Source organism: Paraburkholderia sp. BL6665CI2N2, from assembly GCF_004366535.1.
GTDB lineage: Bacteria > Pseudomonadota > Gammaproteobacteria > Burkholderiales > Burkholderiaceae > Paraburkholderia.
The window spans coordinates 5,825,631-5,847,278 of the sequence record NZ_SORC01000001.1 but is presented as its reverse complement, the minus strand read 5'-3'; the positions used below and the strand labels follow the sequence as shown (position 1 = coordinate 5,847,278).

Sequence of the window (21,648 nt, the reverse complement as noted above, 5' to 3'; positions counted from 1 at the left end):
GGGGTTTTTTTTCTGAAACGGACGGCTCGCGCTTATTCGGCCAGCGCGGCAACCGGTTCCGTACCGGCGGCTTCGGCGAGCGCCAATGCCTTGTCCGTGGATTCCCACGTGAATTCCGGCTCTTCACGGCCGAAGTGACCGTAGGCCGCGCTCTTCTCGTAGATCGGGCGCAGCAGGTCGAGCATCTGAATGATGCCCTTCGGACGCAGATCGAAATGCTCCTGCACGAGACGCGTGATGGTTGCGTCCGACACGCGACCCGTGCCGAACGTGTTCACCATCACCGACGTCGGCTGGGCGACGCCGATCGCGTACGACACCTGAATCAGGCAGCGCGACGCGAGGCCTGCGGCCACGATGTTCTTCGCGACATAACGGCCGGCATAAGCCGCCGAACGGTCGACCTTGGACGGATCCTTGCCCGAGAACGCGCCGCCGCCGTGTGGTGCGGCACCGCCGTATGTATCGACGATGATCTTGCGGCCGGTCAAACCGCAATCGCCTTGCGGACCGCCAATCACGAAACGACCCGTGGGGTTCACGAGGAACTTGATGTCGCCCTTGATGAGTTCGGCCGGCAGCGTCGGCTTGATGACTTCTTCGATCACGGCTTCGCGCAACGTGCCCAGATCGATATCCGGCGAATGCTGCGTGGACAGCACCACGGTGTCGATCGCATGCGGCTTGCCGTCGACATAACGCACGGTGACTTGCGACTTCGCGTCCGGACGCAGCCACGGCAGACGGCCGTCACGGCGCAGATTCGCCTGACGCTCCACCAGACGGTGCGACAGGTGGATCGGCAGCGGCATCAATTCCGGCGTTTCTTCGCACGCGTAACCGAACATCAGGCCCTGGTCGCCCGCGCCTTGATCGAGGTTGTTGTCGTGCGCGCGGTCCACGCCTTGCGCGATGTCCGGCGATTGCTTGTCGTACGCGACGAGCACCGCGCAGCCTCGGTAGTCGATGCCGTAGTCCGTATTGTCGTAGCCGATGCGCTTGATCGTGTTGCGCGCGACCTGGATGTAATCGACGTTAGCGGTCGTGGTGATTTCACCCGCCAGCACGACGAGACCCGTATTGCACAGCGTTTCCGCAGCGACACGCGAGTATTTGTCCTGAGCGAGAATGGCGTCGAGAATGGCGTCCGAAATCTGATCCGCGACTTTGTCGGGATGGCCTTCGGAAACGGATTCGGAAGTGAAGAGATAGTCGTTTGCCACGTTGCAGACTCCTGTTGTGTGGTTACGGTTGAGTTTCACGTAGCCAGCTTCGGGAGCCTTGAAGCGGCGACGCTTTAGCGGATTACCTGACCAGGCGGCGCAAATCACATGGATTGCAGCCACCGGCTTCGCCCCGCAAGTTGTCTATTAACTCGGCGAAGCCCTTATTATAGCGACTTCTTATGATTGTCACAGAGTGTCCAAGAGTGCGGTATTACGTCAACTTTTCCGCTTTTCTGAAGCCCGTCCTGTGCCGCGCCTTTTTTCAGGGGGCGGCATGCTGAGCCGCTATGGCGCCAAACTCGCGATCGCGCTGCTGAAACTGTTTGCACTGTTGCCTTATGGTCTTATCGCTCGCATTGGCGACGGACTCGGCTGGCTGCTCTATCAGATCCCGAGCCGGCGCAAACGCATTGTCCATATCAACCTGAAACTATGCTTTCCCGAGTGGAGCGACGAGCGTCGCGATGACGTCGCGCAGAAGCATTTCCGTCACGCGATTCGCAGCTACCTCGAGCGCAGCGTGCAATGGTTCGGCTCGGCGAAGAAGCTCGAAAAGCTGATCCAGCTCGACAGCGCGATCGATCTGACGGATCCGAATCTGCCGCCCACGCTGTTTCTCGGCTTTCACTTCGTGGGTATCGAGGCCGGTTCGATCTTCCTCAACTATTCGCTCAAGCGCCAATGCGGCTCGCTCTATCAGCCGATGTCGAACCCGGAGCTGGAAGAAGTCGCCAAAGCGGCGCGCGCGCGTTTCGGCGCGGATATGGCGAGCCGCGCCGACAGCGCGCGCATCGTGCTGCGCTGGCTGCGCGAGCGCAAGCCGGTCATGCTCGGCGCCGACATGGACTATGGCGCGCGCAATTCCACCTTCGTGCCGTTCTTCGGCGTGCCGACCTGTACGCTGACCGCCGTGGGACGTCTTGCCAAGGTCGGCCACGCGCAGGTCGTGCCGTTCATCGGCGAGGTGCTGCCGAATTACAAAGGCTACCGTCTCAAGGTGTTCAAGCCGTGGGAGAACTATCCGACCGGCGACGACGACGCCGACGCCCGTCGCATGAACGCTTTCCTGGAAGAGCAGATTCCGTTGATGCCCGAGCAGTATTACTGGGTCCACAAGCGCTTCAAGACCCGGCCCCCGGGTCAACCGAGCGTGTATTGAGCGACCGCCTTCGCGGTGTGCGAAGCAAGCGTCCGAACACGGAAATAACTCGGCGCTTGGGCCCACCTGTGGGCGGGTCACTTACAATAGCGTGATGAAACTGAAATTCACCAAAATGCACGGCGCGGGCAATGACTTTGTCGTGCTCGACGGTTACACCCAACCGGTCAACCTGACGCCGGTGCAGGTGCGCGCGCTCGCGGACCGGCATTTCGGCGTCGGCGCCGACCAGTTGCTGCTGGTCGAGAAGCCCACGGTGGCCGGCGTCGATTTCAGGTATCGCATTTTCAATTGCGACGGCGGCGAGGTCGAGCATTGCGGCAACGGCGCGCGCTGCTTCGTCAAGTTCGTGCGCGACAGGGGCCTCACCGATCAACGCAGCGTGCGCGTGCAGGTGCAAAAGGGCACCATCACGCTGACCATGCAGGAAAACGGCGAAGTGCTGGTCGACATGGGCACGCCCGTGTTCGACCCGGAACGCGTGCCGTTCGCCACGAAAGGCCTGGAAGGCCGCCGCGAAGGCGCCGACACGCTCTGGCCGCTCGACGTGAACGGCAGGACACGCTGGATTTCGGTGGTATCGATGGGCAATCCGCACGCCGTGCAAGTAGTCGACGACGTGGAAACGTTTCCCGTGCTGGTCGAAGGCCCGGTGATCGAACGGCATGCGCGTTTTCCGCAGCGGGTGAACGCGGGCTTCATGCAGATCGTCGGGCGCAGCGAGATCAAGCTGCGCGTATACGAACGCGGCGCGGGTGAAACGCTGGCGTGCGGAACGGGCGCCTGCGCGGCCGTCGCGGCCGGCATCCGGCGCGGGCTGCTGGACGCGCCGGTGCTCGTGCACACACACGGCGGCAAACTGACCATCACGTGGGACGCCGCGCAAGCCGACCAGCCGTTGCTGATGGCCGGCCCTGCCGCGACCGTCTTCGAAGGCGAAATCGAACTGCCCGACTCATTAGCCGATTCACAGGCCGCTTAAACTCATTGACCGATGCGCCGCCCCACGGCGTCGCCCCGTAGTCCTTTAGCCGAAACCATGAACGATCGCGAAGTCGCCGAATACCTGCTCGCCAATCCTGAATTCTTCGCCGAACACGCGGAAATGCTCGCGACGATCCGCCTCGCGAATCCGCACGGCAAAGCCGCGGTGTCGCTGCAGGAACGGCAGATGGAAATGCTGCGCGACAAGAACAAGCACCTCGAACGCCGCCTCGCCGAACTCCTGCGCTACGGCCACGAGAACGACAGCATCGCGTCGAAATTCAACCGCTGGACCATTCGCGTGATGGCCGAGCGCGATCCGTATGCGCTGCCGCGCACGATCGCCACCGGTTTGCGCGACATCTTCGACGTGCCGCAAGCCGCGCTGCGCGTGTGGGATGTGGCCGAACCGTATGCCCAGGCCGACTTCGCGCGCCATGTCGGCGAAGAAGTGCGCATTTTCGCTAACAGCCTGACCACGCCGTATTGCGGCGCGAATACCGGCTTCGAGGCGGCGCAGTGGCTGGTGCCCTCCGTGACCACGGTAAGCGACGAGGGCTCGGCCGGCCACGCGGCGCCCGAGCCGGCGCACGCAACCGAGTCGATCGCGCTGCTCGCGCTGCGCGATCCGGAAGGCAAGGAAGAAGCGCCGACCTTCGGCCTGCTGGTGATGGGTTCGGCAGACGCACGCCGCTTCCACGACGGCATGGCCACTGATTTCCTCACGCAGATCGGCGCGCTGGTCAGCGCGGCGCTGAGCCGTCTGCTGCCGCGCTGAGCCGCGCTCAGCTCCGCGCCAGCCGCTCGAAAACCCACCGTGACCGCCGCCGACCCGATCGCCGCCTATCTGTCGAATCTCGAACACGAGCGGCGGCTCTCGGCGCATACGCTGCGCGGCTACGCCCACGAACTGGAAGAACTCAAGCAGCTGGCCAAAGGCCGGCCGCTCGAAAGCCTCACAGCCGTGGACATTCGCGGCGCTGTTTCGCGGGCGCATGCAGGCGGCCTGACGGCGCGCTCGATTAGCCACCGGCTGTCGGCGTGGCGCGCGTTTTACCGCTGGTTCGCCGGCCGCGTCGACCTGCCGGCCAATCCGGTCGCGACCGTGCGCGCGCCGAAGCAGGCCAAACCGCTGCCTAAAGCGCTATCCGTCGACGACGCCACGCGCCTGATGGAAAGTCCGCCCGCCGCGTCGCCCGAAGGTTTGCGCGATCACGCCATGCTCGAACTGTTCTACTCGTCCGGCCTGCGACTCGCGGAACTGGTCGGGCTCGACGCCCGTTTTGCCGATGCCGTCGGCTATCGCTCGGCCGGCTGGCTCAAGCTCGATTCCGCCGAAGTCGAAGTGCTCGGCAAGGGCAACCGGCGCCGCGTCGTGCCGGTCGGCAGCAAGGCGCTGGAAGCCTTGAGCGCCTGGCTCGCCGTCCGCGATCAGATGGTGAAGCACGATCCGCATCCGCTGTTTCTCTCGGCGCGCGGCAATCGCCTGTCGCCGAACGTCGTACGCGAGCGTGTGAAGCGCGCGGCGCTGGTCGCCGGCATTCCCGCCAATGTGCATCCGCACGTGCTGCGGCATTCGTTCGCCACGCACGTGCTGCAGTCGAGCGGCGATCTGCGCGCCGTGCAGGAGTTGCTCGGCCACGCGAGCATCACCGCGACACAGGTCTACACCGCGCTCGATTTCCAGCATCTCGCGCACGTCTACGATCGGGCGCATCCGCGCGCCAAAAAACGCGACTGATTCCGCGGTTCGATTCGCGGCGTACGGTCTCCGCCTCCGCCTTACCTGCTGCGTGCGCCGTGCCGCGCGGCCCATTGCTCTCTCTGACACCCTGATGAATACCGTTACGCTCAAACCGTCGAAAGAAAAGTCGCTGCTGCGCCGCCATCCGTGGGTTTATGCCAACGCGATCGACCGGATCGACGGCAATCCCGCGCCCGGCGCCACCGTGCTGGTACGCGCGCACGACGGCCGCTTCCTGGCGCGCGCGGCGTACAGCCCGCACTCGCAGATCCGCGCCCGCGTGTGGAGCTTCGACGAAAGCGAGCCGATCGATCACGCCTTTTTCAAGCGCCGCGTGCAGCGCGCGCTCGCGCACCGTCAGACGATGGTCCACGACACCGGCGCGGTGCGGCTGATTTTCGGCGAAGCCGACGGACTGCCGGGCTTGATCGTCGATCATTACGTGGCCGAGGACGAAGGCCAGCGCAGCCAACTCGTTTGCCAGTTCATGGCGGCGGGCGTCGAGGCGTGGAAGGAAGCGATCGTCGCGGCGCTGACCGGCGCGACCGGCTGCCCGAACGTCTACGAACGCTCGGACGTGTCGATTCGTCAGAAGGAAGGACTTGAGCAGATCACCGGCGTGCTGGCGGGCGAAGCGCCGTCGGAAGCGTTGATTGCGAGCGAAAACGGCGTGCGCTATCACGTCGACGTGCGCAACGGCCACAAGACCGGTTTCTACGTCGATCAGCGCGACAACCGCCTGCTCGTGCAACAGCTCGCGCAGGATCGCGAGGTGCTGAACTGCTTCTGTTACACCGGCGGCTTCTCGCTGGCGGCGCTGAAAGGCGGCGCCAAACGCGTGGTGTCGATCGATTCGTCGGGCGACGCACTGGCGATCGCCCAACAGAACGTCGCGGCCAACGGCTTCGACGCCGAGCGCGCCACCTGGCTCGACGCCGACGCGTTCAAAACGCTCCGCCGCCTTCACGACGAAGGCGAGCGCTTCGACCTGATCGTGCTCGATCCGCCGAAATTCGCGCCGTCACGTGAGCATGTGGACCGTGCGGCGCGCGCTTACAAGGATATCAACCTGACCGGCCTGAAGCTGCTGCGCCCGGGCGGCCTGCTCTTCACCTATTCGTGCTCCGGCGCGATCGACGCCGAGCTTTTCCAGAAGATCGTGTCCGGCGCGGCCGCCGACGCGCGCGTGGACGCTCGCATTCTTAAGCGGCTCGGCGCCGGGGTGGATCACCCATTGCTCACTGCATTCCCCGAAGGCGAATACCTGAAGGGCCTGCTGTTGCAAATCGCCTGATCGCCCATAGTTTCAGGAATGTTTCCGGCGCCGGACGCCTGGGCGAAAGCGGACGCGAACCAGGGTCCGCCAGCGTCGCCTTGACAGATATGTTTCAATAACCGCCTGGACAGGGCAGCGCGCCACCCGGCTGCGCGCCCGGCACACGCATTCGCTTATTCACCCGATTACGCACCGTTACACGACCATACAGGCGACCCACATGATCCCAGTCACCATCCTGACCGGCTTTCTCGGCAGCGGCAAAACCACCCTGCTCAAGCGCATCCTGAATGAAAAGCACGGCATGAAGATCGCCGTGATCGAGAACGAGTTCGGCGAAGAAAACATCGACAACGAAATCCTCGTGCAGGACACGAGCGAGCAGATCATCCAGATGAGCAACGGCTGCATCTGCTGCACGATTCGCGGCGACCTGTCGCGCGTGCTGGGCGATCTGGCGGCGCAGAAGCAATCAGGCAAGCTGGATTTCGACCGCGTCGTGATCGAAACCACCGGCCTCGCCAATCCGGGCCCGGTTGCGCAGACGTTCTTCATGGACGACCAAATCGCCAATGAATTCCTGCTGGACGCGATCATCACCCTGGTCGACGCGAAGCACGCGAACCACCAGTTGGACGAACACGAAGTCGTGCAGCGCCAGGTCGGTTTCGCCGACCGCCTGTTCATCACGAAGTCGGATCTGGTCGATGAAAGCCAATTGGCCGATCTCCGCCACCGCCTGCTGCATATGAACCCGCGCGCGGCCATCAAGGTGGTCAATTTCGGCGAAGCGGACATCAAGGAAATCTTCGACCTGCGCGGGTTCAACCTGAACTCGAAGCTCGAGATCGATCCGGACTTCCTCGTGGAAGATGAGCATGCGCACAGCCACGCTCACGCGCATGACGAGCACGGCCACACCCATGACGATCACGCCAACTGCGATCACGACCACGGCAAATGCGATCACGAAGGCCACGATCACGCGCATCACCACCATGCGCACCATGACGACAAGATCAAATCATTCGTCTACCGCAGCGACCGACCGTTCGATCCGAACAAGCTGGAAGACTTCCTCGGCGGCATTCTGCAGATTTATGGCGAGCGGCTGCTGCGCTACAAGGGCGTGCTCTATATGAAGGGCGTCGATCGTAAGGTGGTGTTCCAGGGTGTGCATCAGATGATGGGCAGCGATCTGGCCGCCAAATGGCAGCCCATTGAGAAGAAGACCAACAAGATGGTGTTTATCGGCATCGAACTGCCGCAAGACCTGATCACCGACGGACTGGACGCCTGCCTCGCCTAAGGAATGCGAAGCCCCGGCTTGTCCGGGGCTTGCCGTTTATTCAGACCGAGAGCCGTGCGACGCGGCACGCGCCGTGCTAATGCGTGAATGTAAATATGCGCAAAGCGCGCGCCGGCCAAATCATCTGCTGAATCCGCCTTAACGGCGGCCGAAAGCTCACTGAAAAGTCGCGCGTATGAAAAGCGCGTGAAAACCCTGCTGTATTAAAGCGTGCACGACCATCGCTTTTTGGTCGTGCGCGCGTTATATTTTCGGGATATCGGGGTGCCGTACGGGGATTTTCACCACTTGCGGCGCTAGATTGTGGTTCAGTTACAATACGTGCCCACTGGAGAATGACAACGAATTGCCCGGTCAGCGCGTATCCCGCGACGGGCCTGAAAGGCGCCGGAAAATCTTATCCGGACGATACGCCGACAATGCCGGCTGGCAGCGCCTGAAAAGGCGCGCTGTCGGCAAGCAATGCCTCAGGAGCATTTGAGAATCGGTTTCCAGAGGAGTTCGGCCCCGCATTAGCGTTGCGACGCCCGGCGTGTGGGCGCCAGGCGCTTCGGCGTCACGACAGTCCACCGTCCGTGCCCGCCTTGGCGCTCAGCGTCTTCGAGGCGCATTTGCGGGCAATACGAAAGTGCGGGCACTATGTAAGAGTTTTGCCTCACATTGAAGAAGTAAGCCAGATGACGACGAAACGACTCTTGACCGAAGCCGAAATCCTGAAGATGAGCGACAAGGATTACATGAATGAGGATCAGCTCGCCTTCTTCAAGAACAAGCTCGAACAACTGCAGGCGGATATTCTCCGCAATGCCGGCCAGACGACCGAGAACCTGCGCGAAACGGTCATCGTGCCGGACCCGGCCGACCGCGCTACGATCGAGGAAGAGCATGCGCTCGAACTGCGCACGCGCGACCGCGAGCGCAAGCTGCTGAAGAAGGTGCAGCAATCCATCGCGCGCATCGACTCGGGCGACTACGGCTGGTGCGAAGAAACCGGCGAGCCGATCGGCATCCCGCGTCTGCTCGCACGGCCCACGGCCACCCTGTCGCTCGAAGCGCAGGAGCGCCGCGAACTGCGCCAGAAGCTGTTCGGCGACTGAACGCTTGCGGCGCGGCTTCGGCTCCGCGCCCTGAAACGCTGCTTCGTCGAGAGGCGCACGGTGAGCCGTGCGCCTTTTTCTTTTGTGTGACGCATATCTGAGGCATCGCCGTGGTGCAGGCGGTTTCGGCCTTGCGTCGACACCTCCTTATCGGCGTAACCACCGCGTTCGCTTCCGAACTCATCTGTACTTGTCCTATGCCATTTGCCGGCCCGCGAGCGGGATTCATGCTATCCCGACCCCGCGCCGCATGATGCCTCGCGGACGCGCACGCCGCACCAATTCACGTGTTTTTTGTCTTATGCCATTTGCCGGCTCTTGATATGACCGCGCACGCCCTAAAATAAATCGGACATGCGCTGCACGAGCGCGCGCCGGCCGGTTGGTTAGCGTCGCGCGCCGTCCGCTTTCAGGATTCATGCGGTAGCGCAGTGCGCTGCCGCGTCCTACCCGTTTTGCAAAGAGGAACGCATATGGAGCAATTTCACGGCACGACGATCGTCTCCGTGCGCCGCGGCGACAAAGTCGCGCTCGGCGGCGACGGCCAGGTGACGCTAGGCAACATCGTCATGAAAGGCGGGGCGAAGAAAGTCCGGCGCATCTATAACGGCAAGGTGCTGGTCGGCTTCGCCGGCGGCACGGCCGACGCCTTCTCGCTGCTCGACCGCTTCGAAGCGAAGCTGGAAAAACATCAGGGCAACCTCACGCGCGCCGCCGTCGAACTCGCCAAAGACTGGCGCACCGACCGCATGCTGCGCCGTCTCGAAGCCATGCTGATCACCGCGGATGCCACGACCACGCTAGTCATCACCGGCAACGGCGACGTGCTCGATCCGGAAGGCGGCATCTGCGCGATCGGTTCCGGCGGTGCTTATGCGCAAGCCGCGGCGACCGCGCTCGCTCACAACACTGATCTGTCGCCCCGTGAAATCGTGGAGAAGTCGCTGGAGATTGCCGGCGACATGTGCATCTACACGAACCATAACCGCGTTATCGAGACGATCGAGTAAGGACCCACGATGAGCACCATGACCCCTGCCGAGATCGTCTCGGAACTCGACAAACACATCATTGGCCAAGGCCGCGCGAAAAAAGCGGTGGCGGTGGCGCTGCGCAATCGCTGGCGCCGTCAGCAGGTTGAAGATCCGCTACGTCAGGAAATCACGCCGAAGAACATTCTGATGATCGGACCGACCGGCGTCGGCAAGACTGAAATTGCGCGGCGTCTGGCGAAACTGGCCGATGCGCCGTTCATCAAGATCGAAGCCACCAAGTTCACCGAAGTCGGCTATGTGGGCCGCGACGTGGACAGCATCGTGCGTGACCTGATCGAAATTTCCGTCAAGCAGACGCGCGAAACGGAAATGCGCAAAGTGCGGACCAAGGCCGAAGATCAGGCCGAAGACCGCATCCTCGATATTTTGCTGCCGAGCGCGCGGCCCGTCGGCTTCGGCGCGAGTTCGAGCGCGGCTGATACCGTCGACGAAGGCAGCACGACACGCCAGACCTTCCGCAAGCGTCTGCGCGAAGGCTTGCTCGACGACAAGGAAATCGAGCTCGACGTGGAACAGCCGCAAGTCGGCATGGACATCATGGGGCCGCCGGGCATGGAAGACATGACCGAGCAGATCCGCTCGATGTTTGCGAACATCGGCGGCGGCAAGAAAACGCGCCGCAAGCTGAAGGTGAAAGAAGCGCTGAAGGTTCTCACCGACGAAGAAGCCGGCAAGATGCTGAACGACGAAGAGGTGAAAACCAAGGCTGTGCAGAACGTCGAGCAGAACGGCATTGTGTTTCTCGACGAAATCGACAAGATCGCCTCGCGCAACGAAGCCGGCGGCGGCGAAGTTTCGCGTCAGGGCGTGCAGCGCGATCTGCTGCCGCTGGTCGAAGGCACCACGATCAACACCAAGTACGGCATGGTGAAGACCGATCACATCCTGTTCATTGCGAGCGGTGCATTCCATTTGGCCAAGCCGAGCGATCTGATTCCGGAACTGCAAGGCCGCTTTCCGATTCGCGTCGAACTGGACTCGCTCTCGGTGAACGACTTCGAATCGATCCTGGTTTCCACGGATGCGAGCCTCGTCAAGCAATACCAGGCATTGCTCGCGACCGAAGACGTGCACCTGGAATTCGCCGACGACGGCATCCGCCGCCTCGCCGAGATCGCGTACTCGGTGAACGAAAAGACCGAGAACATCGGCGCACGGCGTTTGTACACGGTGATCGAGAAACTGCTCGAAGAAGTTTCGTTCGCGGCCGGCAATCACTCGGGCCGGACGGTGCAGATCGACGCGGCTTATGTCGATCGCGCGCTGAACGAAGTGGCGGAAGACGAGGATCTCTCGCGCTACGTGCTGTGATGTCGTTGCCGGGATTGCCTCGTTCCGTTGCTTTCACTGCTTGATGCGGAACAGATGCAAAGCGTATAAGAAAACGGGCTGCCTTTGATCTGGCAGCCCGTTTTTTCTTTGCCTACGGCAAGCGGAATTGAATCGAGGCTCTTATTGCTTGACCGGCCGCTTCGCCAGCTTGCGCTGCAGCGTGCGACGATGCATGTTCAACGCGCGCGCGGTAGCCGAAATATTGCCGCCGTGCTCGGCGAGCACGCGTTGAATATGCTCCCACTCCAGACGCGCCACCGACAGCGGCGTGGGATGCTCGATCGCCTCTTCAGCTTGCAGCGCACTCGCTTCACTTTGCAGCGCCGACAGAATGGTCTCGACGTTGGCAGGTTTGGCCAGATAATTATCCGCACCGTCTTTCACCGCCTGCACCGCGGTGGCGATGCTCGCATAACCCGTCAGCACCAGCATGCGCGCGTCGGGCTGCAAATCGCGCAACGGTGCGACGAGCGTGAGACCCGAGTCGTTGCCGAGATGCAGATCCACCGTGATCTGGCTGAACTTCTGCTGATTCGCCAGTTTGATGGCCTCATCCGCGTTGTGCGCCTCGCTCACCGTGTAGCCGCGCCGGGTGAGCCCACGAGCGAGGATGCCGGAGAACACCTCATCGTCGTCGATCACCAGAAAATTCATATCGCTCATGCCTGTTTCTCCGTGTTGGATGGCGCAGCGCCTTGACGGCCTTTGCCAGAAAATTTGCGTCCGGCGAGCGGCAGCTTAAGGACCGCGCGCGTGCCACGCGGCTTGATCGTGCTGACATCGGTCAGTTCGATCGACCCGTTCAGACGCGCCGCCGCCGAAAAAGCCAGATAGAGGCCCACACCGTGCCCACCTTGCGTGCTCTCGACCGGCATCGCTCCGAGCGAGCCGCGCAACGTGGCCGGAATGCCGGGGCCTGCATCACATACTTCGAAGACGATCTGGTCGCCGCGCGCCCCCAGCGCGCAGGACAGCGTCACGTGATCGCGGCTTGCACGCGCGGCGTTGTCGAGCAAAATCGTGAGAATCTGACTCACGGCCACCGTATCGTCAAGACTGACATCCGCCGGCGGCACGCCAACCCGCTCGAACTTCACATGCGGATGACGCAAGCGCCACTGCTCGGCAAACGATTCGAGCCACTCGCCGACCTGCTGCCGGTTGGTCGTTGTCGATGCCCGGCTGCGCAAGCGTGCAAGCGCCGACGTACACAGGGTCATCTGCTGTTCGAGCAATTCGAGATCGGCGCTATAAGGTGCAAGTCCCTTATCTGAACGCGCTGCATCTCGTAATTCTTCGGACAACATGGCAATTGTAGACAACGGCGTTCCGATTTCGTGCGCGACGGTAGCGGCCTGCACACCCAGAGCGACCGCGCGTTCGTCGTGAAGCAAGCGCTGCTGCGCGTCTCCGAGCGCTGCGTCACGTAGCCGCAATGCTCGCGACATGCGCGCAACGAACCATGCAATGAGGCCGACGCTGACCATGAAGTTCACCCACATGCCGGCTCGGTAGTAGTCGAACAGGTTCGCCGGATTGTCGAGATTCAGCGGTACGGAATCGAAACCGAGGACTGCGTAACAGGCCACGGCGAACGCCGCGAGCCACGCCATCAGATGCCACGGCAGCACGGCCGCGGCGATGGCGAGCGACGGCAGGTAGAGCGAAACGAATGGGTTGGTGGTGCCACCGGAGAGAAACAGCAGCGCGGACAACGCGCCCAGATCGACCCAGATCTGGCCGAACAATTCCATGTTGGATTCGGGGCGCTGCTGCGAGACACGCCACCATGTGATTCCGTTGAAGATCACTTCGAGCGCGATCACCAGCAGCATGGCGGGCAGCGGCAAGTGCACGCCGATGAAAATCTGCACGAACGCAATCGTCATCAACTGGCCAATGATCGCGAGGCTGCGCAGCCAGAACAGATGCCCGAGATTGACGCGGCCAGTGTTGGTGATTCGGTGCATGACTTTAACTTTAATTTACCTGTTCGGACTAGTCCGACTTACCTCGCGGCCTTGCGTCGGTAACATGGAATTTTTGCGATAGCGCTTAACGGGAACGAACTTTTCTTCGGCTCCTTCATCGCGCAACCCATCCATGCTACCGACTCCCCACAGCGAGGCCGACGCCTCTTCAGCTTTCCTGACTGTTCTGCGACAAGCCGTCGCAGCCCGGCAAACCGGCACGGCGCAGGCCGAAGCCGACTGCCTCGACGCCGCGGCGCGAATTCATCCGCTCGACGACGCCTCGCTCAGTTCGCTCATGGCCAAGCTGCTCGAGCAACAGCGCTCCGGCGACGCAATCGAACTCGCCGCCATTATTGCCCAACTCGATCCGCGCAACGCTCTTGCACACTTTCGCCTCGGCTACGCGCTGCAGATGGCGAACCGGCATGCCGAAGCCATCGCGCCCTATCGCCATGCACTCACAATCGATCCGCGTTTGCCGCGCCTGTGCAACAATCTTGCCGCTGCGCTGACGTTCACCGGCGGCGACCTGAACGAACGGATCACGCTGCTGGAAAATGCCGTCCGCGATGAACCCGATGAGGGCGACGGCTGGACCAATCTCACGCACGCTTACCGTATAAATATGGACCTGCCGCGCGCGCTCGAAGCCGGCGCAAAGGCCGTTCAATGCGCGCCGCATAGCCCGCTGGCGCACAACAACTATGGGCTGACGCTGCGTGAAGCGCAACGTTGGGACGACGCGGTGCAAGCCGCCCAAACCGCTTGCGCGCTAGCCCCCGACGACGCCAGCATGCGCTCCAACCTCTCCATGCTGCAGCTTGTGCATGCCGATTATGCGCACGGTTGGGCATCGCATGAAGCGCGCTGGGACGGTTCTTCGGAATTGGGCGGCAACCGTCCGGTAATGCCGGCGCCGGTTTGGCGCGGCGAACCGCTTGCCGGAAAGACATTGCTCGTGTGGGGCGAGCAAGGCATGGGCGACCTGTTGCAGTTCTGCCGCTACATTCCAATGCTGGCCGAACGCGTCCATCGCGAAGGCGGCCGTCTCGTCTGGAATTCATTTCCGCAGATGGGCGCGCTGCTCGCGCGCAGCCTCGGCGCTCATGCGGACGAGTTTTCAGCCGGTGGCGGGGTCGAATCGCTGCCGGCGTTCGATTACGAGGTTCCTTTGCTGAGCCTGCCGCTGATTTTCGACACGCGCGAAGAAACGATTCCGGCGGCGCCCTATCTGCAAGCGGACCCGCGGGCCATCAACTCATGGCAAGAGCGGCTGGCCGGGGAATCGCGGCTCAAAGTCGGGTTGACGTGGACCGGCAGCCACGGACATCAACGCAATCCGTTCCGGCGTGTCGGCTGGGAGCGCTACGCGGCTCACTTCGGCGGCATGCAGGACGTGGCGTTCTATTCGTTGCAGCCGGGCGCTGGCGCGGACGTGGCGGCGGCATGTGCGGCCGGCTTACCGATGACCGACTACACCGCCGAATTCGCGACCTTCGACGATACAGCCGCGTTTGTCGGCGCGCTCGATCTCGTCATTACGGTTTGCACCTCGGCGGCGCATCTGAGCGGCGCACTCGGCCAGCGCACGTGGGTGCTACTCGACGTCAACCCGCATTGGGTCTGGCTGCTCGACCGCCGCGACAGCCCGTGGTATCCGAGCGCCACGCTTTACCGGCAGCCGCAATTCGGTCAGTGGGAGCCGGCGCTGGAAGCCGTCGCGCGTGATCTGAGTGCGCTTGCGGCTCAGTACCGCCGGGCGGCGTAAGCGCGCGGCGCTTATATAGGCGGATCGCGCTACCGTGAGTCGGTGGCGCTACCGTGAGCCGGTGGCGCGCCCGCAAGCCGGCGACGCTGCGTCCGTAGGCCAGTGGCACGCTCGCCAGCTAGCAACACCCCCGGGGACTGACTGTGCTTTCCCCAAGCTACGCCACTTCCCGTGGCCTGCCCCCACCAATCACACGCCGCCGGGTCTCACCTGAGCGGCCTGCGCAATCTCCGCCGCAAGACATTCAGGACACAAACAGCGCCGAGCCGGATCGAGGCGGTCCGCCGGCAACGGCGGCATCTCACGGCACCAGCAGTCAAATGGCTGGCTGTGCATGGCGCAATCGAACGCGTTGCCGCAGCGCGGGCAGCGCGCGCGGCCTTCAGAACGGGAAACGGACGGTTTCATGACAGCCTGGACACCCTCGCAGCAACGGGGATCAGGAAATGATGCCACGACTGGCGAACCACCGTGAGTCGTCCGTTCGGCTAATTTACGGGCACCTCCGAGGCGCGGTACGCTTTGTCGTCCGTTGGCGTGTGCGGGCTGTGATTGCGCGGTGCGCAAAGCCCACGGCGCCCGCCGCCCGCGCAACTATCGAAAACCCTGTTGCAGCGCGCCAGTCCTGTACAATTCGCCCTGTTTCAACTGTTCCGTGCCTGAGCCTGCCGCCATGTCCGAGCTTCCCGACCTTTCGCAGATCGCGCCCACCCTGAAGGCTGAAATCCTGGCCGAGGCGCTTCCCTACATTCGTCAGTATCACGGTAAGACCGTGGTCATCAAATACGGCGGCAACGCCATGACCGAAGAGCGGCTCAAGCAAGGCTTCGCGCGCGACGTGATCCTGCTCAAGCTGGTCGGCATCAATCCGGTCATCGTGCACGGCGGCGGTCCGCAGATCGATCAGGCGCTGAAAAAGATCGGCAAACAAGGCACGTTCATTCAGGGCATGCGCGTCACCGACGAAGAGACGATGGAAGTCGTCGAATGGGTGCTCGGCGGCGAAGTGCAGCAGGACATCGTCACGCTGATCAACCACTTCGGTGGCCACGCGGTCGGTCTGACGGGCAAGGACGGCGGCCTGATCCACGCACGCAAGATGCTGATGCCGGATCGCGACAATCCTGGCCAGTACGTGGATATTGGCCAGGTGGGTGAAGTCGAGGCGATCAATCCGGCGGTCGTGAAAGCGCTGCAAGATGACGCGTTCATTCCGGTGATCTCGCCGATCGGCTTCGGCGAAGACGGCCTCTCGTACAACATCAACGCGGATCTGGTCGCGGGCAAGCTGGCGGTGGTGCTGAACGCCGAAAAGCTCGTGATGATGACCAACATCCCCGGCGTGATGGACAAGGAAGGCAATCTGCTGACCGATCTGTCGGCGCGCGAAATCGACGGCCTGTTCGCCGACGGCACGATCTCCGGCGGCATGCTGCCGAAAATCTCGTCGGCGCTGGACGCGGCCAAGAGCGGCGTGCGCTCGGTGCATATCATCGACGGCCGTATCGAGCACTCGGTGCTGCTGGAAATTCTCACCGAACAGCCGTTCGGCACGATGATCCGTTCGCATTGATTCCTGCCTCAAATCCGGCACACGCGGCACGTCATGGCGTGCCCTGTGTGCCGTGCTGTTGCGCTGGGCAGTCATACGGCGCGCGCTACACCTTCGGCGGCTCGCAGCGGCGCGCCGCCACAAAGCACCACCCGGCTACCTCGTCCTTGCTCGCCACCCGCACCGTGAACCGTTCGCGTTCGCCGCGTGAGGCGACTGTTCGCGCCTGAACGGCGTTCTCCACCATGCGCACTCCCACCTCCCGAAACCGTCGTCCGCACATCGCAGGTGGCCGTCCGGTCTGGCTGTTCGATCTCGACAACACGCTCCATCACGCGTCGCACGCGATTTTTCCGGCGATCAATCAGGGGATGACGCAGTACATCATCGACACGCTGCAAGTAGATATCGACGAAGCAAACCGTCTGCGCACCGGCTACACGCAACGCTATGGCGCGACGCTGCTGGGCCTGACACGCCACCATCCGCTCGACGCGAACGACTTCCTGAAGGTCGTGCACACCTTCCCCGATCTCGGTTCGATGATCCGCCATGAACGCGGCGTCGCGCGCCTCGTCGCTGCCCTGCCAGGCCGCAAGATCGTGCTGACGAACGCGCCCGAAGCCTACGCGCGCGCGGTGCTCGCCGAACTGCGAATCGAGCGTCTGTTCGAACAGGTGATCGCCATCGAACATATGCGCGATCGCCGCCGCTGGCGCGCCAAGCCCGACCACGCGATGTTGCGCAAGGCCATGCGCGACGCGCACGTTTCGCTAAAGGACGTGATCCTCGTCGAAGACACGCGCTCGCACTTGAAAAACTATCGGCGGCTCGGCATCCGCACGGTGTGGATCACCGGCCATCTGCCACGCAAGCCGCACGCGGACGGCATACCGACTCGCCTGCCGGGCACCGGCCGGCCACACTATGTCGATAGAAGCATTCGTTCGTTAAAATCGCTACGACTGAGCACCCGCTCGGTTCGATTGAAGAGACAGCAGACGGGACGACAGCCATGCAGCCGATCGACAAGCCTGACGAAGTCTTAACCGAACACGAACCGACCACCACGCTCGCCGCCCCGCGCGCGCAGCGCCTGAAGCCGGGCGAGCGCCGCGTGCACATTCTCCAGACGCTTGCCGCGATGCTGGAGGCGCCCAAGAGCGAAAAGATCACCACGGCGGCGCTGGCCGCCCGGCTCGGCGTCTCGGAAGCCGCGCTGTATCGTCATTTCGCCAGCAAGGCGCAAATGTTCGAAGGGCTCATCGAGTTCATCGAGCAGACCATCTTCGGGCTGATCAACCAGATCGTCGAGAAGGAAAGCAACGGCGTGTTGCAGGCGCGCTCGATTGCGCTGATGCTGCTCAACTTCCCCGCGAAGAACCCCGGCATGACGCGCGTGCTGACGTGCGAGGCGCTGGTCGGCGAGCATGAACGGCTGACCGAGCGCGTCAATCAGATGCTGGAGCGCGTCGAGGCGTCGTTGAAGCAATGCCTGCGGCTTGCGCAAATGGAAGCGAACACCACGGCGAACTCGGGCGAGGACGCCGTGCCGCTGCCGGCCGGCTACGATCCCGCGATCCGCGCGAGTCTGCTGCTGAGCTATATCATCGGCCGTTGGCATCGCTATGTGCGCAGCGGCTTCGCGCGGCCGCCCGCCGACCACGCCGACGCGCAACTGCTTCTGATTCTTCAGTAGTCCGCGCGGCTTGCGTCGCGCCACGCTCTGCGCCCGCGACGTTGCCGCACAAAAATTTCCGCTATACTTTGCGCCTGACCGCGGGACCCCGATTCATTCGGAACCGTTGTCCGCAACACCCTGAACACCTGCTTGAAAACCTTATACGCGCCGATTTGCTGACTCGATTGCGGGCGCGCGAACTGCCGGGAACGTTTCCCGCGGTTCACTATAAATGCGGCTAAAGAGGTCGTCAGCCACGCACACAGTCGTTCCTCCGTGCTTTCGCCGACGCCGTTTAGCCGCCCTGTTTCGACAAATGGCGGAATGAATGGAATCGATCGGTATCGTCGCTCCCCACAAAATGCATTTCTCCGAGCCGCTGCAATTGCAGAACGGCAGCTCGCTCGCCGGTTACGACCTGATGGTCGAGACCTACGGCACGCTCAACGCCGCGCGTAGCAACGCGGTGCTGGTGTGCCACGCGCTCAACGCGTCGCATCACGTGGCGGGCGTGTACGCTGACAATCCCAAGGACATCGGCTGGTGGGACAACATGGTCGGGCCGGGTAAGCCGCTCGACACCGACAAGTTCTTTGTGATCGGTGTGAACAACCTCGGATCATGCTTCGGCTCGACCGGGCCGATGAGTATCGACCCGGCCACCGGCAACCCGTACGGCGCCACGTTTCCGGTCGTGACAGTGGAAGACTGGGTCAACGCCCAGGCGCGCGTCGCCGATCAGTTCGGCATCACGCGTTTCGCGGCGGTGATGGGCGGCAGCCTCGGCGGCATGCAGGCGCTGGCGTGGAGCATGATGTATCCGGAGCGCGTCGGTCATTGCATCGTGGTCGCGTCCACGCCCAAGCTGTCGGCGCAGAACATCGCGTTCAACGAGGTCGCGCGCTCGGCGATTCTGTCGGACCCGGATTTCCACGGCGGCAACTACTACGCGCATAACGTGAAGCCGAAGCGCGGCTTGCGCGTCGCGCGCATGATCGGCCACATCACGTATCTGTCGGACGACGACATGGCCGAGAAATTCGGCCGCTCGCTGCGTCGCGCGGAAGGCGCGGTAGACGCGTATAACTTCAACTTCGACGTGGAATTCGAAGTGGAGTCTTATCTGCGTTATCAGGGCGACAAATTCGCCGACTACTTCGACGCGAACACCTACCTGCTGATCACCCGCGCGCTTGACTATTTCGATCCGGCCAAGGCTTTCGACGGCGATCTGACAGCCGCTGTCGCGCACACCACGGCGAAATATCTGATCGCCAGCTTCTCGACCGACTGGCGTTTCGCGCCGGCCCGCTCGCGCGAACTCGTGAAAGCGCTGCTCGACCACAAGCGCACGGTCACGTATGCGGAAATCGACGCGCCGCACGGCCACGACGCCTTCCTGCTCGACGACGCGCGCTATCACAACCTGATGCGCGCCTACTACGAACGTATTGCGAACGAGGTGAACGCATGAACCAGCGAGCACTCGATTACCTGGCGCTGCGTCCGGACTTCCGCGCGATCGCGCGCTGGGTCGAACCGCGCGCCACGGTGCTGGATCTGGGCTGCGGCGACGGCTCGCTGCTCTCGCTGCTGACCGAAGAACTGGACGTGCAGGGCTACGGCATCGAAATCAACGACGCGGGCGTGCTGGCGTCGACGCAGAACGGCGTCAACGTAATCCAGCAGAATCTGGAAGACGGCCTGCGCCTGTTCGAAGACGGCAGCTTCGATTTCGCGATTCTGTCGCAGACGCTGCAAACCATTCATCAGACGGCGGCGATCTTGCGCGAGACCGTCCGGGTCGGCAAGGAATGTATCGTGTCGTTCCCGAACTTCGGCTACTGGGCGCATCGGCTCTCGGTGCTGCAGGGGCGCATGCCGGTGTCGAAGTCGCTGCCTTATCAGTGGCACAACACGCCGAACGTGCGGGTACTGACCATCGAGGATTTCGAGGCGCTCGCGCCGGAAGTCGGCATCGAAATTCTGGACCGCGTGGTGCTGCACGACGGTCAGGTGGTGCGGTGGGGGGTGAACTGGCGTGGTAGTCTTGCGGTCTATCGCGTCAAGAAAAGCTAACGCCACTTATCCACATGTCGAACCCGCCGCACGAGGCGCCTGCACTTACCGCTCACGAAGAACATCCCGGCTGGCGCGCGTTCCTGAATACGCGCATGCTGATCTGCGTCTTTCTCGGCTTTACGTCGGGCTTGCCGCTGTTCACGCTCGTCTACCTGGTGCAGGCGTGGTTACGCTCAGAAGGCGTCAATCTGAAGGAGATCGGCCTCTTTGCGCTGATCCAGTTCCCGTACACCTGGAAATTCATCTGGGCGCCGTTGATGGACCGCTACGTCCCGCGTTTTCCGGGCTGGCGTCCGGGCAGACGGCGCGGCTGGATGCTGGTCACGCAAATACTCGTGGCCGGTGCCATTGCCACCTTGGGGTTCGTGTCGCCTAAAGATTCGATCTGGACGGTGGCGGCTTTGACCGCGCTGGTCGCGTTCTTTGGCGCAAGTCAGGACATTGTGATCGACGCCTACCGGCGCGAGTTGTTGAGCGATACCCAGCAAGGTCTCGGCAACGCGGTGCACGTGAACGCTTACAAGATCGCGGCGCTTGTGCCCGGTTCGCTCGCGTTGATCCTGTCCGACCATTTGCCCTGGACCACCGTTTTCATTGTCACGGCCGCGTTCATGCTGCCCGGCATGGTGATGACACTCGTAGTGCGCGAACCCGAAGTCCACGGCACGCCGCCCAAAAACCTGCGCGAAGCGATCGTGCAGCCATTCAAGGAATTCATTCAGCGCGACGGCTGGCGCGGCGCGCTGTTCGTGCTCGGCTTCATCTTTCTGTACAAGCTCGGCGACACGATGGCGACCACGCTGTCCACCTCGTTCTTTCTCGACATCGGCTTTTCGCGCACGCAGATCGGCGTGATCGCGAAGACCACCGCATTCGGCGCGAGCCTGGCGGGCGGGATCGTCGGTGGGATCTGGCTGATGAAAATCGGCATCGGCCGCGGGCTGTGGATATTCGGCGTCCTGCAGATGGTGTCGACGCTCGGCTTCGCATGGCTCGCGCACCTCGGGCCGGCATCGCCCGGTCTCGTGGCAATTTACGACATCGCCGTCTGGCTGAGCGAAGGCACGACGAAGCTGCTGGCACTGGTGGGCGTCGATTGGGCGGTGCAGCTCGAGCCGCGTTCAGTTGCGCTGGCGCTTGTCTACGGACTGGAAACCTTTGCCACCGGGCTGACGATGGCGGCCTTCACCGCCTATATCGCCAGCACCACCGATCCGCGCTACACCGCCACCCAGTTCGCGCTCTTCACGAGCCTTGCTTCGGTGCCGCGCACGCTGGCTTCCGCGGCGAGCGGCTACGTGGTCGCGCAGATCGGCTGGTTCGACTACTTCATCGTTTGTACCGCGCTGGGGTTGCCCGGCATGCTGCTTCTGCTGCGTATCGCGCCGTGGAGGAAGCAGTCGTGAAGGC

At 62.7% G+C, this 21,648-nt stretch carries 20 protein-coding genes; 16 read left to right on the top strand and 4 right to left on the bottom strand.

Annotation, left to right across the window (positions count from 1 at the left end; translation table 11 throughout):
- Positions 1–32: 32 nt before the first annotated feature.
- Positions 33–1,223 carry a methionine adenosyltransferase gene (gene metK, locus B0G81_RS26260; protein ID WP_012431419.1) on the bottom strand — a complete coding sequence of 397 codons (1,191 nt, stop codon included), beginning with the start codon at positions 1,221–1,223 and terminating at the stop codon, positions 33–35.
- A gap of 277 nt (positions 1,224–1,500) precedes the next feature.
- Between metK and B0G81_RS26255 the strand changes: the two genes are divergently transcribed.
- The 9 genes from B0G81_RS26255 to hslU all read left to right on the top strand — a co-directional run bounded on the left by B0G81_RS26255 (position 1,501) and on the right by hslU (position 11,161).
- Complete coding sequence (locus B0G81_RS26255) at positions 1,501–2,385, top strand: lipid A biosynthesis lauroyl acyltransferase (RefSeq protein ID WP_134139111.1); 885 nt, start codon at positions 1,501–1,503, stop codon at positions 2,383–2,385.
- Positions 2,386–2,479: 94 nt separating this feature from the next.
- A complete protein-coding gene (gene dapF, locus B0G81_RS26250) occupies positions 2,480–3,367 on the top strand; it encodes a diaminopimelate epimerase (RefSeq protein WP_134139106.1) in 888 nt (295 codons plus the stop codon).
- Between the two features lie 57 nt (positions 3,368–3,424).
- Positions 3,425–4,147, top strand: a complete 723-nt coding sequence (locus tag B0G81_RS26245) for a DUF484 family protein (protein ID WP_134139102.1) — start codon at positions 3,425–3,427, stop codon at positions 4,145–4,147.
- A 39-nt stretch (positions 4,148–4,186) separates the two neighbouring features.
- Positions 4,187–5,110, top strand: coding sequence for a tyrosine recombinase XerC (xerC, locus tag B0G81_RS26240; protein WP_134139096.1), 924 nt, complete (start codon positions 4,187–4,189; stop codon positions 5,108–5,110).
- Positions 5,111–5,204: 94 nt separating this feature from the next.
- Positions 5,205–6,407, top strand: coding sequence for a class I SAM-dependent rRNA methyltransferase (locus B0G81_RS26235; RefSeq protein WP_134139093.1), 1,203 nt, complete (start codon positions 5,205–5,207; stop codon positions 6,405–6,407).
- A 202-nt stretch (positions 6,408–6,609) separates the two neighbouring features.
- Positions 6,610–7,698 carry a GTP-binding protein gene (locus B0G81_RS26230; RefSeq protein WP_134139088.1) on the top strand — a complete coding sequence of 363 codons (1,089 nt, stop codon included), beginning with the start codon at positions 6,610–6,612 and terminating at the stop codon, positions 7,696–7,698.
- A gap of 677 nt (positions 7,699–8,375) precedes the next feature.
- Complete coding sequence (gene dksA / locus B0G81_RS26225; RefSeq protein ID WP_012431412.1) at positions 8,376–8,795, top strand: RNA polymerase-binding protein DksA; 420 nt, start codon at positions 8,376–8,378, stop codon at positions 8,793–8,795.
- A 473-nt stretch (positions 8,796–9,268) separates the two neighbouring features.
- Positions 9,269–9,805 carry an ATP-dependent protease subunit HslV gene (gene hslV, locus B0G81_RS26220; RefSeq protein WP_106283934.1) on the top strand — a complete coding sequence of 179 codons (537 nt, stop codon included), beginning with the start codon at positions 9,269–9,271 and terminating at the stop codon, positions 9,803–9,805.
- A gap of 9 nt (positions 9,806–9,814) precedes the next feature.
- Positions 9,815–11,161: an ATP-dependent protease ATPase subunit HslU gene (gene hslU, locus B0G81_RS26215; protein WP_106283935.1), complete on the top strand. Its 1,347-nt coding sequence runs from the start codon at positions 9,815–9,817 to the stop codon at positions 11,159–11,161.
- A gap of 141 nt (positions 11,162–11,302) precedes the next feature.
- On the opposite strand, the gene B0G81_RS26210 is transcribed toward hslU, so the two are convergent.
- Positions 11,303–11,845, bottom strand: a complete 543-nt coding sequence (locus B0G81_RS26210) for a response regulator transcription factor (RefSeq protein ID WP_012431409.1) — start codon at positions 11,843–11,845, stop codon at positions 11,303–11,305.
- Complete coding sequence (locus B0G81_RS26205; RefSeq protein WP_134139082.1) at positions 11,842–13,152, bottom strand: ATP-binding protein; 1,311 nt, start codon at positions 13,150–13,152, stop codon at positions 11,842–11,844. Before B0G81_RS26205 ends, B0G81_RS26210 begins: the two co-directional genes overlap by 4 nt.
- 133 nt (positions 13,153–13,285) lie before the next feature.
- Between B0G81_RS26205 and B0G81_RS26200 the strand changes: the two genes are divergently transcribed.
- A complete protein-coding gene (locus B0G81_RS26200; protein WP_134139078.1) occupies positions 13,286–14,923 on the top strand; it encodes a tetratricopeptide repeat protein in 1,638 nt (545 codons plus the stop codon).
- A 189-nt stretch (positions 14,924–15,112) separates the two neighbouring features.
- Here the strand turns inward: B0G81_RS26200 and B0G81_RS26195 are convergent, their stop codons facing one another.
- Positions 15,113–15,331, bottom strand: a complete 219-nt coding sequence (locus B0G81_RS26195) for a cysteine-rich CWC family protein (RefSeq protein WP_134139072.1) — start codon at positions 15,329–15,331, stop codon at positions 15,113–15,115.
- A gap of 265 nt (positions 15,332–15,596) precedes the next feature.
- On the opposite strand from B0G81_RS26195, the gene argB reads away from it, so the two are divergent.
- The 6 genes from argB (at position 15,597) to B0G81_RS26165 (ending at position 21,644) form a co-directional block, all read left to right on the top strand.
- Positions 15,597–16,496, top strand: a complete 900-nt coding sequence (gene argB, locus B0G81_RS26190; RefSeq protein WP_007179687.1) for an acetylglutamate kinase — start codon at positions 15,597–15,599, stop codon at positions 16,494–16,496.
- 224 nt (positions 16,497–16,720) lie between these two features.
- Complete coding sequence (locus tag B0G81_RS26185) at positions 16,721–17,524, top strand: pyrimidine 5'-nucleotidase (RefSeq protein ID WP_134139067.1); 804 nt, start codon at positions 16,721–16,723, stop codon at positions 17,522–17,524.
- Complete coding sequence (slmA, locus tag B0G81_RS26180) at positions 17,491–18,174, top strand: nucleoid occlusion factor SlmA (RefSeq protein WP_134139060.1); 684 nt, start codon at positions 17,491–17,493, stop codon at positions 18,172–18,174. Before B0G81_RS26185 ends, slmA begins: the two co-directional genes overlap by 34 nt.
- A 310-nt stretch (positions 18,175–18,484) precedes the next feature.
- Positions 18,485–19,630, top strand: a complete 1,146-nt coding sequence (locus B0G81_RS26175; protein ID WP_134139054.1) for a homoserine O-acetyltransferase — start codon at positions 18,485–18,487, stop codon at positions 19,628–19,630.
- On the top strand, positions 19,627–20,235 hold the full coding sequence (gene metW, locus B0G81_RS26170; RefSeq protein WP_012431403.1) for a methionine biosynthesis protein MetW: 609 nt from the start codon (positions 19,627–19,629) through the stop codon (positions 20,233–20,235). Before B0G81_RS26175 ends, metW begins: the two co-directional genes overlap by 4 nt.
- A 14-nt stretch (positions 20,236–20,249) precedes the next feature.
- On the top strand, positions 20,250–21,644 hold the full coding sequence (locus B0G81_RS26165) for an AmpG family muropeptide MFS transporter (protein WP_106283942.1): 1,395 nt from the start codon (positions 20,250–20,252) through the stop codon (positions 21,642–21,644).
- Positions 21,645–21,648 lie beyond the last annotated feature (4 nt).